Genomic DNA, 15423 nt, shown 5'->3' on the forward strand with positions numbered 1-15423 from the left:
TTCATGCGCGGCAACGAAAAGGGAGTTCGCCGATGCACTACGACATGATCACCTACGGGGTGGCCGAGGACGTCGCCACCGTGACGCTGAACCGGCCCGACGTGATGAACGCGCTCAACACCCAGATGCGGGCCGAGATCACCGATGCGGTGGCGCGCGGCGGGCGCGAGGCACGGGTGGTGGTGCTGACCGGGGCGGGCAAGTCGTTCTGCTCGGGTCAGGATCTGGGCGACCGGGCCAATGCCGCCAACCTCGATCTGGAACGCACCCTGCGCGACGAATACGTGCCGATGCTGCGGGCGATCTATGACTGCCCGGTGCCGACGATCAGCGCCGTCAATGGCGCGGCGGCGGGGGCAGGGGCCAATCTGGCGCTGTCGGCGGATGTGGTGATTGCAACCGAGTCGGCGTTTTTCCTGCAAGCCTTTACCCGGATCGGGTTGATCCCCGATGCGGGCGGCACCTGGCTGTTGCCGCGTCAGATGGGGCTGGCCAAGGCGATGGGCGCCGCGCTTTTTGCCGAAAAGATCACCGCCCGGCAGGCGGATGACTGGGGCATGATCTGGGAGGCGGTTGCCGACGACGCCTTTGCCGCCCATGTGGCGGGACGCGCGGCGCATCTGGCCAAGGGGCCGACCGCCGCCTATCTGCGCGTCAAACAGGCGCTGCGGGCCAGCCATGACAACGATCTGGAAACCCAACTGGGCGTCGAATCGAAATTGCAGGGCGAATGCGGCAAGACCCGCGATTTTAAGGAAGGCGTTGTCGCCTTCATGGAAAAGCGCCCCGCGATCTACGAAGGGCGCTGATCCGAAGCGACGGCGAGATCAGATCAATTCCAGCAGCGGGTCGTCCTCGCTGGTCTCGTCGGCGACCGGGGCATGCTCTTCTTCCGGCGCGGCGGCGGCCATGATCGAGGTGTAGAATACGTCGTATTCGTCCGTGCAGTCCATCGGCGGCGGCGGCGTCGGCTCGCAGGTGCCCACCAGCTTCAGCGAGTCTTCGCGGCCGTCCTCTTCCGTGCCGACAGAGGTCAGGCGCAGGGCAAACGCCTGCCCCTCGAAATCATCAAGGCTGAGGCCGTCGGGGTGGCTGAGGACAAACGAGGTGCTCTGGATGTCGTCGCTGCCAATGCCCTGAGAGCCGATCTCGACCCCGCCGTCGAACTCGCCGTAGGTGTTGAGGATATCGCCTTTGATGTTGGCGCCGTGGCCAAGGTTGCTGACGTCGTTGGCGGCGAACTGGCTGCTGGAAACGTCCGCGCCGGACACCATCAGATCGTCAAGCTTGCTTTCGTCGTTCATGTTGAAGAAGACGCCGCGCAGGTCGCCAATGGTGGCGTCGCTGCCGTCGGGCATCTCAACGTCGACCTGCATTTCGCCGTTCGCCAGCTCTGTCAGCGTGACCGTCACCTCCAGCCCGGAGGCATCGGTGATGGTGAATTCGCAGACGCCATCGTCATCGACATCGTCTTCGCCGTCATCCTCTGCGGCCTCACCGTCGTGCGGCAGCAGGACCTTACCCTCGCCACCGTCGGAATTGACCACAAGCGCAAGCTTTTCGAGGTCGATGTCTTCGAGTGTCAGTGGCACGCCGCTGTCGCTGTAGAGCGTAAAGCCCAGACCGGTGACATTGCCCTCGGTGCTGTCGGGCACCTCGCCGAATTGCAGGCTGACGTCATAGCCTTCGGCCAGCGTCGCGCCGTTGGAGAGGGTCATCTGATCGTCGTCGCCGGTGTCGAAACCGGTGATGTTGCCGGTGTTCACAAACGGCCAGACCGTCAGTTCCGCGTCCAGCAAAGCCTCATCCGTCAGGTCAAAGAAGAACCCGTCCAGATCGTTCGGTGCGACGCCGTCGATGTCCGAAAGGCGGATGATGAGAGAGCCGTCGGACACCTCGCTTATCAGGACAGAGACAGAGGGATCGCACCCAAGTTGTACAGTGATCTCACGCGTGATTGTCATGGGTCAGTCTCCTTGCCGCCGCGATGTCTGGATTGCGCGAGACTGCAATCCGGTCAGGATTGAGGCAAGTTTTTGATGATTTCTTCCTGAAAATCAGGCCGTTCAACAGATGATTGGGAAACAGTAGATCGACGGTAAAAAAATTGTCGTCGGTTCGGGGCAGGGCGCAGGACACCAAAAAACCCGCCACGCGAATCGGCGTGGCGGGTCTGGTTTCGGGTCTGGCGGCTGTCAGCGGTTTTCGATGTCCACGTAGTCGCGCTCGGTCTCGCCCAGATACAACTGGCGCGGGCGGCCGATCTTGTTCTGCGGATCGTTCAGCATCTCTTTCCACTGGCTGACCCAGCCAACGGTGCGCGACAGGGCGAAGATTGGCGTGAACATCGAGGTCGGGAAGCCCATCGCCTCGAGGATGATACCCGAATAGAAATCGACATTCGGGAACAGCTTTTTCTCGGCAAAATAGGGATCGGCCAGCGCCTGCCGTTCCAGTTCCTTGGCGGTGGCCAGAACCGGGTTGTTTTCCACCCCCAGCAGGTCCAGCACCTCATCGGCGGACTGCTTCATCACCTTGGCGCGCGGGTCGAAGTTCTTGTAGACGCGGTGGCCAAAGCCCATCAGGCGGAACGGATCGTTCTTGTCCTTGGCGCGGGCGATGTATTCCGGGATGTTCTCGGGCGCGCCGATTTCCTTGAGCATTTCAAGGCAGGCCTGATTGGCGCCACCATGTGCGGGGCCCCAAAGGCAGGCCACACCCGCGGCGATGCAGGCAAACGGGTTCGCACCCGAGGACGAGGCCAGTCGCACGGTCGAGGTCGAGGCGTTTTGTTCGTGGTCGGCGTGCAGGGTAAAGATGCGGTCCATCGCGCGGGCAAGGATCGGGTCGACGACATATTCCTCAGCCGGAACGCTGAAGCACATGTGCAAAAAGTTCGCCGCATAGTCCAGATCGTTGCGCGGGTACACGAAGGGCTGACCGATCGAGTATTTGTAGGCCATCGCCGCAATGGTCGGCATCTTGGCGATCAGGCGGTGGCTGGCGATCTCGCGCTGGCGCGGGTCGGCGATGTCGGTGCTGTCGTGGTAGAAAGCGGCCATCGCCCCGACCACACCCACCATGACCGCCATCGGATGCGCGTCGCGGCGGAACCCACGGAAGAAGTTGTACATCTGCTCGTGGATCATCGTGTGGCGGGTGATCGTGTTCTCGAAGTCTTCAAGCTCTCCGGCCTTGGGCAGATAGCCGTAAAGCAGCAGAAAGCAGACCTCCAGATAGTGCGATTTCTCGGCCAGCTGGTCGATGGGATAGCCCCGGTGCAGCAGCTCACCCTTGTCGCCGTCGATAAAGGTGATGGTCGAGTCGCAGGACGCGGTCGAGGTAAAGCCGGGGTCGTAGGTGAAGACGCCCGCCTGACCATAAAGCTTGCGGATGTCGATCACGTCCGGACCGGCGGTCGGCGAGTGAATCGGCAAGTCAAAGTTGGTTCCGTCGATCGTCAGCGTCGCGGTCTTGGTGGTCTCAGCCATGCTTGTCATCCCTCTGGTATCGTGGGGCGGGGCCGGAATGCGGCCCTGCCGGTTGAAGTCACATGGCCGGTTCCGGGGGCCTCAGCCCTCTTTTTCGGCCGCAGCCCGAGCGAGACGCGCGAGGCTTTCGTCGCGGCCCAGAACGAGCATCATGTCAAAGACCGACGGGGTCACCGCACGCCCGGCAAGCGCGGCCCGAAGCGGGCCGGCAAGCTTGCCGAACTTGGTTCCCTGATCTTCGGCGAAACGGTTCAGCACCGTCTCCAATTCCTCTTTGGTCCAGCTAGCATCTTGCAGCTGCGGCGTCAACGCGGCCAGTATACCACGGGATACCGCGTCGAGGTTCTTCGCCGCCTTCTCATCCGGAACGATCGGCGTGTCCGTCAGAACAAAATGAGCCTTTTCAAGCAGTTCCGGGAAGGTTTTGGCCCGCTCCTTGAGGCAATACATCGCACGTCCCAGACCATCGCGTTTTTCCTCGGGCAGTTTAACCTCACCGGTTGCCTCTAGGTAAGCCTCGATTTCATGCAGCAGCGCAGCATCATCCGCGACAGCGATGTGCTGGCCACACAGATTTTCCAGTTTCTTCAAGTCGAAACGCGCCGGAGACTTGCCGATTCCACCCAAGTCGAACCAGTCTTTTGCCTGCGCATCGGTAAAGAATTCGTCATCGCCGTGGCTCCAGCCCAGCCGCGCAAGGTAGTTGCGCATGCCCGCGGCGGGGTAGCCCATCTTTTGATACTCGTCGGCCCCCAGCGCCCCGTGACGTTTGGACAGCTTTTTTCCGTCGGGTCCGTGGATCAGCGGGATATGGGCGTAGATCGGCAGCGGCCAGCCCATCGCGGTGTAAATGCCCATCTGGCGCGCGGCGTTGTTGAGGTGGTCGTCGCCCCGGATCACATGGGTCACGCCCATGTCAAAGTCATCGACCACCACCGCCAGCATATAGACCGGCGTGCCGTCCGACCGCAGCAGCACCATATCGTCCAGCTGATCGTTGCGGATGGTGACGGTGCCTTGCACCTCGTCTTTGATGACGGTCTCGCCCTCGGTCGGGGTCTTCAGGCGCACCACATAAGGCGCGTCCGGATGCGTGGCGGGGTCCGCGTCGCGCCACGGGCTTTGGAACAGGGTGGACCGTCCCTCGGCGCGGGCGGTTTCGCGGAAGGATTCGATCTCTTCCTGGGTCGAGAAACATTTGTAGGCTGCCCCCTTGGCCAGCAACGCGTGCGCGACCTCGGCGTGACGGTCGGCGCGGGCGAACTGGCTGATCACCTCGCCGTCGTGGTCAAGACCCAGCCAGTCCAGCCCGCGCAGGATCGCCTCTGTCGCCACGGGGGTGGAGCGGGCGCGGTCGGTGTCCTCGATCCGCAACAGGAACTTGCCGCCGCGTCCACGGGCGTACAGCCAGTTGAACAGCGCGGTGCGCGCCCCGCCGATGTGCAGGAAACCAGTGGGCGAGGGAGCGAAACGGGTGACGACTTGAGCGTCGGACATCGTGGTTAACCTTTTCCTAACGGCGGGGAGGGTAAGTTAGGGCGTTCCTTAACGAGCCACCCATCGGGGGGCAAGCATGGGTCAACCCCTCTCTTGGCTGTCATCGGTCCTTCTGGGACAGCGCGGCCACCTGTTTCCATGGGCACCGGTCTGCCTTGCGACCGGCATCGGGATCTTTTTCGCCCTGCGGATTGAGCCGCCGGTGTCTTTGCTGTGGGTGTGCGGGTCGCTTGGCCTGCTGGCGGTGCTGCAACACCGTGCCGGGCCGGTCTGGGGGCCGCTGCTGGCGGCATTGGCGTTGGCCTCATTGGGTTTTGCGCTGGCTGGTGCGCGGGCGCATCGGGTCGCTGGTCCGGTGTTGGATTTCCGCTATTACGGGGCCATCGAGGGGCGGGTGATCCAGATTGATCGCTCTGCCTCGGACGCGCTGCGGCTGACGCTGGACCGCGTGGTGCTGGAACGGATGGACCCGGACGATGTGCCGACCCGCGTGCGCGTCTCTTTGCACGGCACCCAAGGCTATCTTGATCCGAAACCCGGTCAGGTGGTGATCCTGACCGGGCATCTGTCGTCGCCCGGCGGCGCGGTGGAACCCGGCGGTTTTGATTTTCGCCGCCACGCCTGGTTCCTGCGGCTGGGGGCGGTGGGCTATACGCGCACCCCGGTGCTGTTGCTGGAACCGGCGAGCGAGGGGCTGCGCGTGGCGCGGTTGCGGCTGTGGCTATCGGCACGGGTGCAGGCCGCGCTGCCCGGAGAGCGCGGTGCCTTTGCCGCCGCGATCATGACCGGGGACCGCTCTGGCATGGGACAGGACACGTTGCAGGCGCTGCGCGACAGCAACCTTGCGCATTTGCTGGCGATCTCCGGACTGCATATGGGACTGCTGGCGGGGTTTGTCTTTGCGGCGTTGCGGCTGGGGCTGTTGTTGCACCCGCACGTCCGGCATCACTGGCCGGTCAAAAAACTGGCGGCGGGCGGCGCGCTGCTGGCGGCGGCGGGTTACCTTGCTTTGTCGGGTGGTAACGTGGCGACGGAACGGGCCTTCATGATGGTGGCCGCCGCGCTCTGCGCGATGATGCTGGACCGCCGCGCGCTGAGCCTGCGCAGCGTCGCGATTGCGGCGCTGGTGGTGCTGGTGATGCGGCCCGAGGCGCTGCTGGGCCCCGGTTTCCAGATGTCCTTTGCGGCCACCACGGCACTGGTGGCGGTGTTTGAACGGCTGAGCATCTGGCAGCGCGACCATGACCTGCCGCGCTGGATCGCACCGGTGCTGTCGGTGGTCGTGTCCTCGGCGGTGGCGGGCGCGGCGACCGCGCCGGTGGGCATGGCGCATTTCAACCAGATCGCCCAATACGGCCTGCTGGCCAACCTTGTCGCGGTGCCGGTCATGGGCATTTGGGTGGTGCCGCTGGCGGTGCTGGCGGCCTTGCTGATGCCCTTTGGTCTGGACTGGATCGCGCTGAAGGTGATGGCGCTGGGGTTGGGCTGGATCTTGGGTGTGGCGCATACGGTCGCGGGCTGGGACGGGGCGGTGGGGCATATCGTGGCCCCTGCGCCGGTTGTCCTGCCGCTGATCGCGGCGGGTGGGCTGTTCCTCTGCCTCTGGCGCGGGCGCGGGCGGCTGGCGGGGCTTGCGCCGCTGGCGCTGGCCGTTGTGCTCTGGGCAGGGACAGAACGGCCCCCGGTGCTGATCGCCGACAGCGGCACGCTGGTCGGGCTGATGACACCGACGGGACGGGCGCTGTCACGGGACCGCGGATCGGGTTTTGTGGCCGAGGTCTGGCTGGAGAATGACGGACAGGGCTACAGCCAGCCGCAGGCGGCGGCCCTCTGGCCGGACCCTGTCACGGATCGCACGGCGCGGGCGGATCTGGAGGGGCTGCACATCCTGCACCTTCAGGGCAAACGCGCCGCCGCCCGCGTCTCGTCCTGCCAACGCGGTCAAATCGTCGTCTCCAGTGTCGATATCGACCTGCCCGGCGGGTGTGAGATCTTTGACCCGGCGCGCCTGCGCGAAAGCGGCTCTGTCGCGGTCTGGTTGGACGATGGTACACCGCGCATCGTCACAAACCGCGATCTGTCGGGCACAAGGCTCTGGCACGGTGGCGCGCCAGAGGATTTTCGGCTGGCGTGGCGTGCTCAGTAAGTGCGGATCAACCCGACAAGACGCCCCTGCACGGTGACAGAGCCCTCTGGCAGGACGCGCGGTTCATAGGCGGGGTTCGCGGCCTCAAGGATGATCATGTCGCCCTTGCGGCGGAACCGTTTCAGCGTGGCCTCATAGCCCTCGATCTGGGCGACGACGATATCGCCGTCCGACGCATCGGGGGATTCGCGGATCACCACCACGTCACCGTCGTTGATGCCCGCATCGATCATCGAGTCGCCCTTGACCTCAAGCGCGTAGTGGCGGCCCTGTCCGCGCAACATCTGACCGGGAACCGACACCCCCGGCGCGGGATCGTTGATCGCCTCGATCGGGCGACCGGCGGCGATGCTGCCCACCAGCGGCAGTTCCGTCAGGTTCGCGGCCCCCAGATTGAACGCGCCAGAGGGACGGTTGTCGGCGCGGTCGCCGTCGATCACCGTGGGGGTAAACCCGACCGGATGGCCACCAAGGCTTTCGGGCAGTTTCACGATTTCGATGGCGCGCGCCCGGTGGGCCAGACGGCGGATGAACCCACGTTCCTCCAGCGCGGTGATCAGCCGGTGAATGCCCGACTTCGACCGCAGATCCAGCGCGTCTTTCATTTCATCGAAACTGGGCGGGACGCCATCACGGGTCATCCGTTTGTTGATGAACTCCAGAAGATCCAGTTGTTTCTTCGTCAGCATGGCGCAACCCCGTGTTTGTTAACTTTTGTTCTACGGGTGTTCCTGTTTTGTGTCAATAATGCCGTCGATCTTGCGTGGAATTTGTTGCGGGTTGGCGTCAGGACGCCAAAGGGTGCCCGCGCACACGGGTCTCCGGTTTCGGAAAAACCCTCGGGCGGGGTGCCTGCATTGACTACCCCGCATTGACTACAATGGCAGATAGGCGACGGTCTCACCAACTGCGCGCGCGGGGTCTTTGACCGGGCGCACCAGCAGCGCATTTGCGCGGCTCAGCACGCTGAGCAGGCTGGAATCCTGACGGTCGAGCGCGGCAATGCCGTCCCCTGACAACTCTGCCCGCATATAGTGTTCGCGCGGACCGTTTGCCGTCAGCGGTGCGGCAAGCCGTGCCGTCAGGCGCGGCGCAGGGACCGCACCCAGACCCAGCATGGCGCGGATCACCGGGGCTACAAACACATGGCCGCAGACCATCGCGGACACCGGGTTGCCGGGCAGGCCGATCATCATGGCGTCGTTCAGGCGGCCGGACATCAGCGGCTTGCCGGGACGCATGGCGACCGTGTGAAAGGCGCGGTCCATGCCCAGTTCTTCGGCCACTTGCGCCACCAGATCGTGATCGCCCACGGAGGCCCCGCCAATGGTGATCACAAGGTCCGCGTCTTCGACCAGAGAAAACCCGTGGATGAGCGAGGCAGAGGTGTCGCGTGCGATGGGCAAAATGCGCGCTTCGGCCCCAAGTTCACGCAACAAGGCCTGCAACCCGAAGGTGTTCGAGGCGATGATCTGGTCGGGGCCGGGGGTTTCGCCGGGCATAACCAGTTCATTGCCTGTGGAAATCAGCGCCACGCGCGGCCTGCGGGTGACAGGCACCTCGGCGATGTTCATGGCCGCCAGCAGCGCCACATCCTGCGCGGTCAGGCGTTTGGGCGCGTCCACCGACTGGCCGACGCGGAAATCAGTGCCTGCGGGGCGGATGTAAGTGTTTTCGTCAAGGTCGTCGTGCAGGGTGATCCGGTCACCATCGCGGGTGACGTCCTCCTGGATGACGATGCGGTTGGCACCTTCGGGCACCGGCGCGCCGGTGAAGATTCGCACGGCCTCGCCCGGTCCGACAGAGGCGTCAAAGCGTTTGCCGGCCGCGCTTTCGCCGATGACGGTAAAGCTTTGCCCCGCTGCGGCCTCGGGAACCGCATAGCCGTCCATGGCCGACGCGGGAAACGGCGGCTGGTCGCGCCGCGCGGTGACCGGGCGCGCCAACACCCGTCCCGCCGCCTCTGTCAGAGGCACGGTTTCCACCGGCAGCGGAGCGGCCAGAGCAAAGAGGTGGTCGAGGGCTTGGGTGACGGGGATCATGTCGCCTCAAAGCGCCCGGATTTGCCGCCGTCCTTCAGCAGCACGCGGATGCCGCCGATCTGCATTGCCTTGTCCACCGCCTTGACCATGTCATAGACCGTCAGCGCGGCGGTCGAGACGGCGGTCAGCGCCTCCATCTCGACACCCGTCTGGCCGGAGGTCTTGACCGTCGCGGTGATGCGCAGGCCGGGCAGGTCGGGGTCCGCCACCAGATCGACGGTCACCTTGGTCACCGGCAGCGGGTGGCACAGCGGGATCAGTTCGGGCGTTTTCTTGGCCCCCATGATCCCGGCAAGGCGCGCCACGCCGATCACATCGCCCTTTTTGGCGCGGCCCTCGGTGATCAGGGCAAAGGTCTCGGGTGCCATTGTCACATGGCCCTCTGCGGTGGCGATGCGGTCGGTCACGGGTTTGTCCGAGACATCGACCATATGCGCGTTGCCGGCGGCGTCGAAATGGGACAGGCCGCTCATGCCGGCACCGGGTTGGCCAGCAGCGTGCGGGTTGCTTCGGTCACGTTGTCCTGCCGCATCAGGCTTTCGCCAATCAGAAAGGCGCGCGCGCCGTGGGCGGCCATGTCCGCCAGATCGGCGGGGCTGTTCAGACCGGATTCGGAGATCAGGAAACGGTCCTCCGGGATGCGTTTCGACAGGTCGCGGGTCGTGTCCAGCGTCGTCTCAAAGGTCTTGAGATTGCGGTTGTTCACACCGATCAGCGGGCTTTTCAGCGCCAGCGCGCGGTCGAGTTCCGCGCCGTCATGCACCTCGATCAGCACGTCCATGTCCCAGCCCTGTGCGCAATCCTCCAGTTCCGCCGCCTGCGCGTCCGACACAGAGGCCATGATGATCAGGATACAGTCCGCGCCAAGGGCGCGCGCTTCGGCCACCTGATAGGTGTCGTACATGAAATCCTTGCGCAGGGCGGGCAGGGCGCAGGCGGCGCGCGCCGCCGTCAGAAAGGGTTTCGCGCCCTGAAAGGACGGCGTGTCGGTCAGCACCGACAGGCAGGTGGCACCACCGGCCTCATAGGCGCGGGCCAGTGTCGCCGGGTCGAAATCGGCGCGGATCAGCCCCTTGGACGGAGAGGCCTTTTTGATCTCTGCGATCAGGCCATAGCCGGTCTCTGACGCCGTCATCAGCGCCCCGGCAAAGCGGCGCACGGGCGAGGCGTTGCGGGCGTCGGCCTCAACCTCTGACAGGGGTTTGGCGGCCTTGTCGGCGGCCACTTCGTCCAGCTTGTAGGCCTTGATCTTGTCGAGGATGGTTGTGCTCATGGGGCAGGTCTTTCCGGCGTCGTCCAGTTGATCGGCGTCTCGCCCCTGTCTTTAAGCCAGTCGTTGATGCGCGAAAAGGGCCGCGAGCCGAAAAAGCCCCGACGCGCCGACAGCGGCGAAGGATGGGCGCTGGTCAGGATCAGGTGATCCGCGCCGGTGATATGCTTGGCAAATCCCTGCGCGTGCGCGCCCCAAAGCAGGAAGGCGCGGGGGTGATCCGACAGCGCGGCAAGCACCTGTTCGGTCAGGCGCGACCAGCCAAGCCGGGCATGTGCGCCCGCCTTGCCCGCCTCAACCGTCAGCGCGGTGTTCAGCAGCAGCACGCCCTGTTCGGCCCAAAACCGCAGGTCGCCGTTGGCGGGGGCAGCGCCCAGATCCGCCTGCATCTCCTTGTAGATGTTGGTCAGGGAACGGGGCAGGGGGCGCACCTCCGGCTCGACCGAAAAGGCAAGTCCGTGGGCGTGGCCGGGCGTCGGATAGGGGTCTTGCCCAAGGATCACCACGCGGGTGGCTCGCGGCGGACAGGCCTCCAGCGCGGCAAAGATCTGTGGGGCAGGCGGCAGCACCTGCGCGTCGCTTTGGGCAAGATGCGCCGCGATCCGGGGCAGATCCTGCACGAAAAACGGCAGATGCCGCCAGCTTTGTGGCGCGGTCAGGGGCGCGACGCTCACGCCGCCTGTGTCGCCTTGGCCAGCGCCTGCACCTTGGCCAGCGCCGCGCCGCTGTCGATGCTCTGCCGCGCCCGCGCGACCCCGTCGCGCAGGTCGGTGGCCTTGCCCGCGATCACCAGAGCGGCGGCAGAGTTCAGCAGAACCGCGTCGCGATAGGCGGACTGCGCGCCGTCCAGCAGCGCGCGGAAGGCGTGGCCGTTTTCCTCGGGCGTGCCGCCGACGATGTCCTCAAACGGATGCACGGGCAGGCCCGCGTCCTCGGGGTGCAGTTCGGCCTCGTGGATGCTGCCGTCCTCTTCCAGCGCGGCGATCCAGCTGACGCCGGTTATGGTCAACTCATCGGTGCCGTCCGATCCATGTACCAGCCAGGCCCGTTCGGACCCCAGTTTGCCCAGCACCTCGGCCATCGGACGGATCAGATCGCGCGTGAACGCCCCGGTCAACTGGCGCTTGACGCCGGCCGGGTTTGTCAGCGGGCCGAGGATGTTGAAGATGGTGCGCGTCGCCAGTTCTGCCCGCACCGGGCCAACGTGAGCCATGGCCGGGTGGTGCATGGGGGCCATCATGAAACAGATGCCAACCTCGGCCAGCGCTTTTTCCACAACGGCGGGGCCAACCATCACGTTGATCCCCATCTGCCCCAGCGCATCGGCAGCGCCAGATTTCGACGACAGGTTGCGGTTGCCGTGCTTGGCCACGGTCACACCCGCGCCCGCCACCACAAAGGCGGTGGCGGTCGAGATGTTCAGCGTGCCTTTGCCGTCACCGCCGGTGCCGACAATGTCCATCGCCCCCGCAGGGGCGACGACCTTGTTGCATTTGGCGCGCATGACGGCGGCGGCGGCGGCGTATTCATCCACCGTCTCTCCGCGTGTGCGCAGGGCCATCAGCAACCCGCCGATCTGGGCCGGTGTCGCCTGACCGGCAAACAGGATGCCGAAGGCGCGTTCCGCCTCGGCGCGGGTCAGTGGGCGGTCGGCGCTGGTGCCGATCAGGGGGCGGAGATCGTCGCTCATGCCGGCACCTTCAGGACGTCGAGAAAGTTCTGCAACATGGCATGCCCATGTTCGGAGGCGATGGATTCCGGATGGAATTGCACGCCGTGGATCGGCAACTCGCGGTGCATCAGGCCCATGATGGTGCCGTCCTCCAGCTCTGCCGTGACTCTTAATGTCTCGGGCAGGTCTGACCGGCGCACCACAAGGCTGTGATAGCGGGTTGCCTTGATCGGTGATGGCAAGCCTTTGAACACGCTTTCCCCGTGGTGGTGCATTGAACCCATCTTGCCGTGCACGATCTCATCATGGCGCACAACAGTTCCGCCAAAGGTCTGACCGATGGTCTGATGGCCAAGGCACACGCCCAACAGCGGCGTGCCCGTTTCTGCGGCGGCCTCTGTCAGCGCAAGGCAGATGCCCGACTGGTCCGGCGTGCCGGGGCCGGGGGACAGGACGATACCCGCCGGGTTCAGCGCCATTGCCTCTTGCACGTTCAACGCGTCGTTGCGCCAGACCTGCACGTCAGCCCCCTGTTCGCCCAGATAATGGACGAGGTTGTAGGTGAAACTGTCGTAGTTATCGATCAAGAGCAGCATGGCCGGGCCTTCGTCTGCAAGTGGCTTGGCAGGGTCTGTGAGCGGGGACGCGAACGAGGGCTGGCGGCCCGGGGCCACGTCGCGGTATACATGCACAGGCCCTACTGGTGGCGTCAAGACCGGCAAGGGTGCAAGACTACAGGACAAAGGCGCCGGAACAGGCGCACGACAGGTCGGAGAGAGCAGCATGGCAAGGGGAATTCTGTCCGGGGCGATCTGGGGCGCGGTGTTTTCTGGCGCGGGGCTGGCGGCGATCTCGCTGAACACGCCGCTGCCGGAACAGCGTGCGATGGTGCCGCCGCCTGCCGGGCAAGTCGATGGCAGCCTGCTGGTGGAGACGCCCGATCCGGGGCCCGATCCGAGGCCCGACATAAAACCTGACCAGACACCGGTGATGCCGGTGTCCGAACCGAAACCTGACCCGCAGCCTGCCGCGCCCGTTCCTGATGCGCCCGATCCGTCAAAGCCGCGCATTGTGGAAACGCCCGAGGCCGACCCCACGGCCAAACCCGATGTGTCGAAACCCGGCGTCAGACCGCAGCCCGAGGCCGGGGTGGACCGCCCGTTGGCCCCGACAGGCACGCTGCCCGCGCCCGCCGATCCGGTGATCGCCGGGGCCGATACCGCGCCGCCGGAGCCGCCGCAGGTGGGGCCCGCGCCCGATGCACCCGATGGCGCGGGGCCCGATGTGTCCGATGCGCCCCGGCTGGCGGGGCAGGACGCGCCGGTGCTGCCCCCGGCGCAGGCCACCGCCCCCGGCGCGCCGCGTCCAGAGGCGCAGCCGGTCATCGTGACCGGACCGGCGCAACCTCCGGCCCCGGTGGTGCCCGATGTGGACAGCGCCTTGATCCCCGAAAGCCTTGATCCCGCACCGGCCCCGGTTCCCGAGACCCCGGAGACCCCGTTCGCACGAGAGCCTGAACCGGTGGCACCCGCCCCGGACCCCGCCGACACCCCCCCGGCACCAGAGATCGCCGCCCCGGCGCCGACCCCGCTGCCCACGGGCCCCGCCATCGGCAAACCCGCAACCTCGTTGTTCAATCGCGCGCCGGACGCCGCGCCTGACGCCACGCCGGTTCCGGACGCGGACGGGACACTGGTGGCGGAACGCTCCGGTCCCTTGGCGGCGCTGCCCGAGGACAGCCCGCTGGTGCGGTTCTCGGCCCCGGTGACGGTGCCGGACGGCGTGCCGCGCATGGCGGTGGTGCTGGTGGACGACGGCAGCGGGCCGCTGGGGCCGTCGGGGCTCAAGGCGTTTCCCTTTCCGGTCAGCTTTGCCATTTCGCCCGCGCATCCAGATGCGGCGGCGGCGGCGCAAGGCTATCGCGATCTGGGATTCGAGGTGTTGGTGCTGGGCGATATGCCCGACGGCGCGCAGGCCGCCGATGTCGAGGTGACGATGGCCGGGCTGATCCGCGCGATCCCGCAGGCGGTGGCCGTGCTGGAAGACCCCGATGGCAGCCTTCAGGACAGCCGCGAGGTGTCGTCGCAGGTGGCGGCCTTCCTTGGGGACAGCGGTCACGGGTTGATCACGCAGCCCAAGGGCCTGAACACCGCGCAGAAGCTGGCGCTCAAGGACGGTGTGCCCGCGGTCACGCTGTTCCGGGATTTCGACGGCGAAGGGCAGGATGCCTCGATGATCCGGCGGACGCTGGATCAGGCGGCGTTTCGGGCGCGGCAAGAGGGCGGCGTGGTCATGATGGGACGGCTGCGCGCCGACACGATTTCGGCGCTGGTGCTCTGGGGGTTGCAGGACCGCAGCGACACCATCGCGCTGGTGCCGGTGTCGGTTGTTCTGGCCGAAGCGCTGGACGGCTAGCGCCAACGCGGTTGCGAAACCGCGTTAAGGGCTTTGCAAAGCCCTTGTCACCGGCGCGCCTGACGCGTCCTGTTGCGCCCAGCCTTCCAGCACGCGCGCCAGATCGCCGTAGCCGGTGAACCGCCGCTCAAACGCCAGCCCCAGACGTTCGGCCTGCGCCTCGGCCCGCGCGGTCAGGTCCGGATCGTCGGTCTGCGCCAGATAGACCAGCTTTTCATAGTTGCCAAAGTACATCTCACGCAGTTGCGGATGCCGGTCGAGGCCCAGCGGCCGCCAGACAAAGGCGTCGAACTGTCGGCTCAGGAAATCGGTCAGGTAGAAGGAGGTGATCTCATCGCGCGATTCGAACTGGGCCAGCCCGTCGAAAAACGCGTAACAATGCGGGCCGGCCACCATCTCGACCCCCATCCGGTCGCAGGCGGCCTGCAACAGACCGCCGGTGCCGCAGTCGGCATAGACTACGCAGATCCGCGCATACTTGGCGCGATGGCTCTCGACCGCCGCCCGCACCGCATCGGTGATCTTTTCGGGGTGGTTGTGCAGGATGGCGGGCAGACAGGCGAGGTCCATGTGATCCCAGCCGTTCAGCCGCACCAGCGCTAGAATCTCGCGCGCAAGCGCGCCGCAGGCCAGCAGCAGCACGCGCCCCTCGCCGACAGGGCGCAGGCCCTCGGCGGTCAGATGCGCATCGGACAGCTGGTCAGGTGCGGGTGTCGTCATGGGGCACATGCGCCATGGCCCAACGCGCAAGCAGCGCAAGCGCGAGCAGAACGGGAATGACCGTCAGAACCCCGAAGGACGACATTGCCCAGACCGTCAGACCCGCCGCGAAAACCACGGCGCACACCAGCAGGGCAAAGGATGTCACGGGCATATGGGTCTCCTTCCGT

Annotated in this window: 15 protein-coding genes; 3 read left to right on the forward strand and 12 right to left on the reverse strand. The window is 65.8% G+C overall.

Annotated features, from left to right (window positions below; translation table 11 throughout):
* Positions 1 to 32: 32 nt before the first annotated feature.
* Positions 33 to 809 carry an enoyl-CoA hydratase-related protein gene (locus ACN0S5_RS10715; RefSeq protein WP_417208184.1) on the forward strand — a complete coding sequence of 259 codons (777 nt, stop codon included), beginning with the start codon at positions 33 to 35 and terminating at the stop codon, positions 807 to 809.
* An 18-nt stretch (positions 810 to 827) separates the two neighbouring features.
* On the opposite strand, the gene ACN0S5_RS10720 is transcribed toward ACN0S5_RS10715, so the two are convergent.
* From ACN0S5_RS10720 to gltX, 3 genes are all read right to left on the reverse strand, one after another.
* The gene (locus tag ACN0S5_RS10720) at positions 828 to 1964 is read right to left on the reverse strand and encodes a hypothetical protein (RefSeq protein WP_417208185.1); all 1137 of its coding nucleotides are present in this window, start codon (positions 1962 to 1964) and stop codon (positions 828 to 830) included.
* A gap of 231 nt (positions 1965 to 2195) precedes the next feature.
* A complete protein-coding gene (gene gltA / locus ACN0S5_RS10725; RefSeq protein WP_417208186.1) occupies positions 2196 to 3491 on the reverse strand; it encodes a citrate synthase in 1296 nt (431 codons plus the stop codon).
* Positions 3492 to 3572: 81 nt separating this feature from the next.
* Positions 3573 to 4988 carry a glutamate--tRNA ligase gene (gene gltX, locus ACN0S5_RS10730; protein ID WP_417208187.1) on the reverse strand — a complete coding sequence of 472 codons (1416 nt, stop codon included), beginning with the start codon at positions 4986 to 4988 and terminating at the stop codon, positions 3573 to 3575.
* Between the two features lie 76 nt (positions 4989 to 5064).
* On the opposite strand from gltX, the gene ACN0S5_RS10735 reads away from it, so the two are divergent.
* The gene (locus ACN0S5_RS10735) at positions 5065 to 7134 is read left to right on the forward strand and encodes a ComEC/Rec2 family competence protein (RefSeq protein ID WP_417208188.1); all 2070 of its coding nucleotides are present in this window, start codon (positions 5065 to 5067) and stop codon (positions 7132 to 7134) included.
* Here the strand turns inward: ACN0S5_RS10735 and lexA are convergent.
* The 7 genes from lexA to ACN0S5_RS10770 form a co-directional block, all read right to left on the reverse strand.
* Positions 7128 to 7823: a transcriptional repressor LexA gene (gene lexA / locus ACN0S5_RS10740; RefSeq protein WP_417208189.1), complete on the reverse strand. Its 696-nt coding sequence runs from the start codon at positions 7821 to 7823 to the stop codon at positions 7128 to 7130. The two genes, ACN0S5_RS10735 and lexA, sit on opposite strands and share 7 nt — an antisense overlap.
* Before the next feature lie 186 nt (positions 7824 to 8009).
* A complete protein-coding gene (glp, locus tag ACN0S5_RS10745; protein ID WP_417208191.1) occupies positions 8010 to 9176 on the reverse strand; it encodes a gephyrin-like molybdotransferase Glp in 1167 nt (388 codons plus the stop codon).
* Positions 9173 to 9649 carry a cyclic pyranopterin monophosphate synthase MoaC gene (moaC, locus tag ACN0S5_RS10750; protein WP_417208193.1) on the reverse strand — a complete coding sequence of 159 codons (477 nt, stop codon included), beginning with the start codon at positions 9647 to 9649 and terminating at the stop codon, positions 9173 to 9175. Before moaC ends, glp begins: the two co-directional genes overlap by 4 nt.
* Positions 9646 to 10449 carry an indole-3-glycerol phosphate synthase TrpC gene (gene trpC, locus ACN0S5_RS10755; RefSeq protein WP_417208195.1) on the reverse strand — a complete coding sequence of 268 codons (804 nt, stop codon included), beginning with the start codon at positions 10447 to 10449 and terminating at the stop codon, positions 9646 to 9648. Before trpC ends, moaC begins: the two co-directional genes overlap by 4 nt.
* Positions 10446 to 11120 carry a uracil-DNA glycosylase gene (locus ACN0S5_RS10760; RefSeq protein ID WP_417208196.1) on the reverse strand — a complete coding sequence of 225 codons (675 nt, stop codon included), beginning with the start codon at positions 11118 to 11120 and terminating at the stop codon, positions 10446 to 10448. Before ACN0S5_RS10760 ends, trpC begins: the two co-directional genes overlap by 4 nt.
* Positions 11117 to 12136, reverse strand: a complete 1020-nt coding sequence (gene trpD / locus ACN0S5_RS10765; RefSeq protein ID WP_417208197.1) for an anthranilate phosphoribosyltransferase — start codon at positions 12134 to 12136, stop codon at positions 11117 to 11119. The genes ACN0S5_RS10760 and trpD overlap by 4 nt, the downstream gene beginning before the upstream one ends.
* A complete protein-coding gene (locus ACN0S5_RS10770) occupies positions 12133 to 12714 on the reverse strand; it encodes an anthranilate synthase component II (RefSeq protein ID WP_417208198.1) in 582 nt (193 codons plus the stop codon). Before ACN0S5_RS10770 ends, trpD begins: the two co-directional genes overlap by 4 nt.
* A gap of 187 nt (positions 12715 to 12901) precedes the next feature.
* Between ACN0S5_RS10770 and ACN0S5_RS10775 the strand changes: the two genes are divergently transcribed.
* The gene (locus ACN0S5_RS10775) at positions 12902 to 14533 is read left to right on the forward strand and encodes a divergent polysaccharide deacetylase family protein (protein WP_417208199.1); all 1632 of its coding nucleotides are present in this window, start codon (positions 12902 to 12904) and stop codon (positions 14531 to 14533) included.
* A gap of 24 nt (positions 14534 to 14557) precedes the next feature.
* On the opposite strand, the gene ACN0S5_RS10780 is transcribed toward ACN0S5_RS10775, so the two are convergent.
* On the reverse strand, positions 14558 to 15253 hold the full coding sequence (locus tag ACN0S5_RS10780; RefSeq protein WP_417208200.1) for a DUF1638 domain-containing protein: 696 nt from the start codon (positions 15251 to 15253) through the stop codon (positions 14558 to 14560).
* Positions 15234 to 15407 carry a hypothetical protein gene (locus ACN0S5_RS10785; protein ID WP_417208201.1) on the reverse strand — a complete coding sequence of 58 codons (174 nt, stop codon included), beginning with the start codon at positions 15405 to 15407 and terminating at the stop codon, positions 15234 to 15236. The genes ACN0S5_RS10780 and ACN0S5_RS10785 overlap by 20 nt, the downstream gene beginning before the upstream one ends.
* Positions 15408 to 15423: the final 16 nt, after the last annotated feature.

This window comes from Antarctobacter sp., assembly GCF_048262615.1.
Taxonomy (GTDB): domain Bacteria; phylum Pseudomonadota; class Alphaproteobacteria; order Rhodobacterales; family Rhodobacteraceae; genus Antarctobacter.